This is a genomic window from Aeromicrobium sp. PFPM2_SD2, from assembly GCF_057364525.1.
Window position 1 is genome coordinate 1 of sequence record NZ_JBNFNZ010000167.1, and the last position, 4,845, is coordinate 4,845.

General features: G+C 73.2%; 4 protein-coding genes and 1 pseudogene. All 5 read left to right on the forward strand.

Going from position 1 to position 4,845, the window contains the following annotated elements:
- A partial coding sequence (locus AC2W7G_RS09100; protein ID WP_485868154.1) for an acyl-CoA carboxylase biotin carboxyl carrier protein subunit occupies positions 1 to 555 on the forward strand: 555 nt, incomplete at its 5' end.
- Complete coding sequence (locus tag AC2W7G_RS09105; RefSeq protein ID WP_485868155.1) at positions 552 to 1,715, forward strand: acyl-CoA dehydrogenase family protein; 1,164 nt, start codon at positions 552 to 554, stop codon at positions 1,713 to 1,715. The genes AC2W7G_RS09100 and AC2W7G_RS09105, both read left to right, overlap by 4 nt.
- A gap of 85 nt (positions 1,716 to 1,800) precedes the next feature.
- Positions 1,801 to 1,989, forward strand: a pseudogene (locus AC2W7G_RS09110) (enoyl-CoA hydratase-related protein); the annotation flags it as partial.
- Between the two features lie 29 nt (positions 1,990 to 2,018).
- A complete protein-coding gene (locus tag AC2W7G_RS09115) occupies positions 2,019 to 2,546 on the forward strand; it encodes an enoyl-CoA hydratase-related protein (RefSeq protein ID WP_485868156.1) in 528 nt (175 codons plus the stop codon).
- Positions 2,547 to 3,686: 1,140 nt separating this feature from the next.
- A partial coding sequence (locus tag AC2W7G_RS09120; protein ID WP_485868157.1) for a UvrD-helicase domain-containing protein occupies positions 3,687 to 4,845 on the forward strand: 1,159 nt, incomplete at its 3' end.

The window sequence follows — 4,845 nt, forward strand, 5'->3', positions numbered from 1 at the left end:
CCGAGACGGCGCGGGCGTCCGCGCGCGTGCTGGGACGGGGTGCCGGCGGCCTACCGCAACGTGCCGTCGCAGCCGCGCACCCGGACGTTCACCGTGCCGGGTCGCGAGGAGCCGCTCGAGGTCGCCTACTCCAGCGTGGGCGGGCGGCTGGTGAGCGACCTGGCCACCGTCGTGGCGGCGACGTCCACCCGCGTGGTGCTCGAGCGCGACGGCGTCCGCACGTCCTACGACGTGACCGTGGGCGAGACGTCCGTGGACGTCGCCGGGCCCGAGGGGGGCGCTCTCGCTGGGCGTCGTGCCGCGGTTCGTCGACCGTCCGAGGTCGTCGCCGCCGGCTCGCTGCTCGCCCCGATGCCCGCGGCTGTCGTGTCGGTCGCGGTGCAGGCCGGCCAGCGGGTCGAGCGCGGCCAGACCGTCCTCGTGCTCGAGGCCATGAAGATGCAGCACACCGTCGCCGCGCCCGCGGACGGCGTCGTCACCGAGGTCCACGTCGCGGCCGGCTCGCAGGTCGAGTCCGGCGCCGTGCTGGCCGTCGTCGAGGAGGAGCAGGGATGACCACCGCGTTCACCGAGAGCGAGGAGCGCCGGGCGCTCCGCCGGGCCGTGGCCGAGCTCGGCCGCAAGTACGGCCAGGAGTACTTCGACGCCGCCGCCAAGGAGGGCCGCAAGACCACCGAGCTGTGGGCCGAGGCCGGCAAGCTCGGCTACCTCGGCGTCGCCGTGCCCGAGGAGTACGGCGGAGGCGGCGGCGACATCGGCGACCTCGCCGCCGTGTGCGAGGAGCTGGCCGCGGCCGGCTGTCCGCTGCTGCTCATGGTCGTCTCGCCGGCCATCGTCGGCACGATCATCGCCCAGTACGGCACCGAGGAGCAGAAGCAGCGCTGGCTGCCCGGCCTGGCCGACGGCACCGCGACGTTCGCGTTCTCGATCACGGAGCCGGACGCGGGCAGCAACTCGCACAACATCGTCACGACCGGCTACCGCACCGAGGACGGCTGGCGGCTCACGGGCACCAAGACGTACATCTCGGGCGTGGACGAGGCCGACGCGGTGCTCGTCGTCGCCCGGCTCGAGGACGCGCGGACGGGCAAGCTGAAGCCGGCGCTCTTCCTCGTCCCGACGGACGCCGAGGGCTTCACGTTCAACGAGATCGACATGGGCATCAACAGTCCCGAGAAGCAGTTCACGCTGTTCTTCGACGACGTCCTGCTGCCCCAGGACGCACTCGTCGGCAGCGAGGACGCCGGTCTGGAGCAGCTGTTCGCCGGGCTCAACCCCGAGCGCATCATGGCGTCCTCGTTCGCCACCGGCACCGCGCGGCTGGCGCTGGAGAAGGCCACCGCGTACGCCAAGGAGCGGCAGGTCTGGAAGACGCCGATCGGCGCCCACCAGGCCGTCGCGCACCCGCTCGCGCAGACCCACATCGAGGTCGAGCTGGCCCGGCTGATGACGCAGAAGGCGGCCGCGCTGTACGCGGCCGGCGACCACATGGCCGCCGGCGAGGCGGCCAACATGGCCAAGTACGCGGCCGGCGAGGTCGTCTGCGTCGCGGTCGACCGGGCCATCCAGGCGCTGGGCGGCAACGGGCTGGCCCATGAGTACGGTCTGGTGCAGCTGCTCGCCGGCTCGCGCCTGTCGCGCATCGCGCCGGTGAGCCGGGAGATGATCCTCAACTTCGTGGCCCAGTTCTCGCTCGGCCTGCCCAAGTCCTACTGATCGGTCCCCGCTGGGAGTGGCGTTGTGTACGCCTTTGTCGGCGTGTCGCGTGCACAACGTCACGCTCAGCGAGAGAGGAAGACCCATGCCGGAGCTGGTGCACCTGGACGTCGCGGACGGCGTCGCCACCATCACGCTCGACAGCGAGCACAACCGCAACGCGCTCTCGGCCCAGCTCGTCACCGAGCTCGGCGAGCGGCTGGCGGCGGCCGAGGCGGACGCGGACGTCCGCGCGGTGCTGCTGCGCTCGGCGCACCGCGTGTTCTGCTCGGGCGCGGACCTGTCCGAGCGTCCGAGGGCGGGATGGAGACCGGGCCGGGCCCGCTGGTCGAACCTGCAGCGACGATCGCGACGTCGGCCAAGCCGGTCGTCGTGGCGCTGGCCGGCCCTGTCCGCGCCGGGGGCCTCGGGCTCGTCGGGGCGACGGACGTCGTCGTGGCCGCGGCGTCGGTCACCTTCCAGCTCACCGAGGTGCGCCTGGGCCTGGCCCCGTCGGTCATCTCGCTCAGCCTGCTGCCGCGCCTGAGCCCGCGTGCGGCGTCCGACCTGTTCCTCACCGCCCGCCGCTTCGACGCGGCCGAGGCCGCGGAGATCGGCCTGGTCACCCGGGTCGTGGACGACGCGGCGCTCGACCAGGCCGTCCGCGACGTCCTCGCCGACCTCGCGCAGGGCTCGCCGCAGGGCCTGCGCGAGACCAAGCAGCTGGTGAATCGCGACCTCGTCGCCCGCATCGACGCCCTCGGCGACGAGGTGGCGGCCCAGTCCGCGCGCCTGTTCGGCTCCGACGAGGCCCGCGCCGCGATGACCGCGTTCCTCACCCGCAAGGGCTGACGTCCGGGACCGATGGCGAAGAAGCGAAAGGCCGGGTCGCCGCGGGCGATCCGCATGATGAACGACGCGTTCTTCGACGAGCTCGGCCAGCGGTGGGACTTCGTCAGGGCCCTGTCCCGGGCCGACACGATGGCGCTCGTCTCGAGTCCGGCGATCGAACGGACGCTCGTGAACGACGTCGCCTTCAGCACCGTCCGCGCCGCGGACGAGCAGGAGGCGCACCACCTGATGTCGACGTGCCGTGGGGGACCGCGCCGACACAGCTGCGGGCGACGCTGTTCTCGCGGGGCTCCCTGCGCACGCTGGTCCTCGTCGTGGAGGACTGATCTCGTCCCTCCGGGAGGTGCGTTCGACCTCACGCGTCCACGTCGCGAGGCACCGGCGCGCCGCTGGTGCCCGGTGCCTAGACTTGAGAGTTCCCGTTCGACCTCCCGAGGAGCTCCGTGACCGCCACGCACGACCAGGCGCAGGCCGAGATCGCCCACGAGCAGGCGTACGTCGACACCGTGTACGACCGGCTCGCCGAGTCGGCCCGGGTCGCCACCTCGCTGGTCAAGGAGGGCTACGCCCGCGGGCACGTCGGCAACGAGGGCGGTCTCGTCGAGCGTGACGCGATGGTCTTCCAGGCCTCGAAGCGGCTCGCCGCGCTCAACGCCGCGCACGACGGTCTCGTCTTCGGCCGGCTCGACCTGACCGACGGCGACGCGCGCTACATCGGCCGCATCGGCGTGCGCGACGCCGACCGCGAGATCCTGCTCGTCGACTGGCGCGCCCCCGCGGCCGCGCTGTTCTACCAGGCCACCGCGAACGAGCCCAAGGGCGTCGTGCGCCGCCGCGTGCTGCGCTCGTCCGGCCAGACCGTCGTCGGCGTCGAGGACGACCTGCTGGACGCCGAGCACGCCCCCGACGACATGGTCGTCGTCGGCGAGGGCGCGCTGCTGGCCAGCCTCAGCCGCGCCCGCGACGCCAAGATGCACTCGGTCGTCGCGACCATCCAGAAGGAGCAGGACGAGGCGATCCGCGCCCCCGCCCGCGGCGCCACGATCATCGGCGGGGGCCCGGGCACCGGCAAGACCGTCGTCGCCCTGCACCGCGCGGCGTTCCTGCTCTACAACGACCGGCGCGTTCGAGTCCGGCGGCGTGCTCGTCGTCGGACCGTCGGGCGTCTTCATGAGCTACATCGAGCGCGTCCTGCCCAGCCTCGGCGAGACCGCCGTGACGCTGCGCGCCCTCGGCGAGGTCGTCGACGGCGTCCGCACCGACCGCCACGACGAGCCGGCGGCCGCTGCGGCCAAGGGCTCGCAGCGCATGGCGGGGCTGCTGTCGCGCCTGGTCACGTGGAGCCAGCCGGGCGAGCCGGAGTCGTTCCGCTTCTTCTACAAGGACGACGTGCTGCGCCTGGACCAGCGCCAGCTGCGGGCCATCCGCCGCCAGCTGATGAGCAACCTGCGCCGCAACCAGGCCTACGCCAAGGCGCCGGCCGCGCTCGTGGACGCGCTGTGGCGCCAGGTGAAGGGAGAGCGCGCGCTCGAGAAGGGCAAGGAGGGCTTCGCCGACGAGATCACCGGGTCGGCCGCCTTCCGCGAGTTCGTCGAGGACTGGTGGCCCCCGCTGGAGGCCGTCGCTCTGTGGCGCACCCTGCCGCAGGTCATCGAGTCGCTCGCCGCGCGCACGTTCACCCGGGCCGAGGTCGCGGCGATGAAGGGGTCGTGGGAGCAGCACGCCGAGCCGTCCATCGAGGACGTCCCGCTCATCGACGAGCTGCGCTACCTGCTCGGCGAGGTGCCGGTCGAGGACGACGAGTCCGACGACGCGCCCCGCGAGCTCATGAGCTTCGAGCGGGCCGAGCGCGAGCGGCGCAACCAGCTGCGCTCGACGTCGTCGATCGAGGACGACGGCTTCGCCCACGTGCTGGTCGACGAGGCGCAGGACCTGTCCCCGATGCAGTGGCGCATGCTCGGCCGTCGCGGCCGCTACGCCAGCTGGACGATCGTCGGCGACCAGGCCCAGTCGTCCTGGCCGCACCGCGAGGAGGCCGCCGAGGCGCGCGCCGCGGCCCTGGCGAACCTGCCGCTGCACGAGTTCCGGCTGTCGACGAACTACCGCAACTCCGCCGAGATCTACGACTTCGCCGCCGAGGTGGCCAAGGTCGCGGCCCCGGACGCCGACCTGGCCCGCGCGGTGCGCGAGACCGGTGAGCACCGCGCACGAGGTCGTCGCCCCCGGCGACGAGCTGCGTGCGACGGTGGCAGCCGTCGACGAGCTGGCGCCGGGTGGAGGGCACGATCGCCGTCGTCAC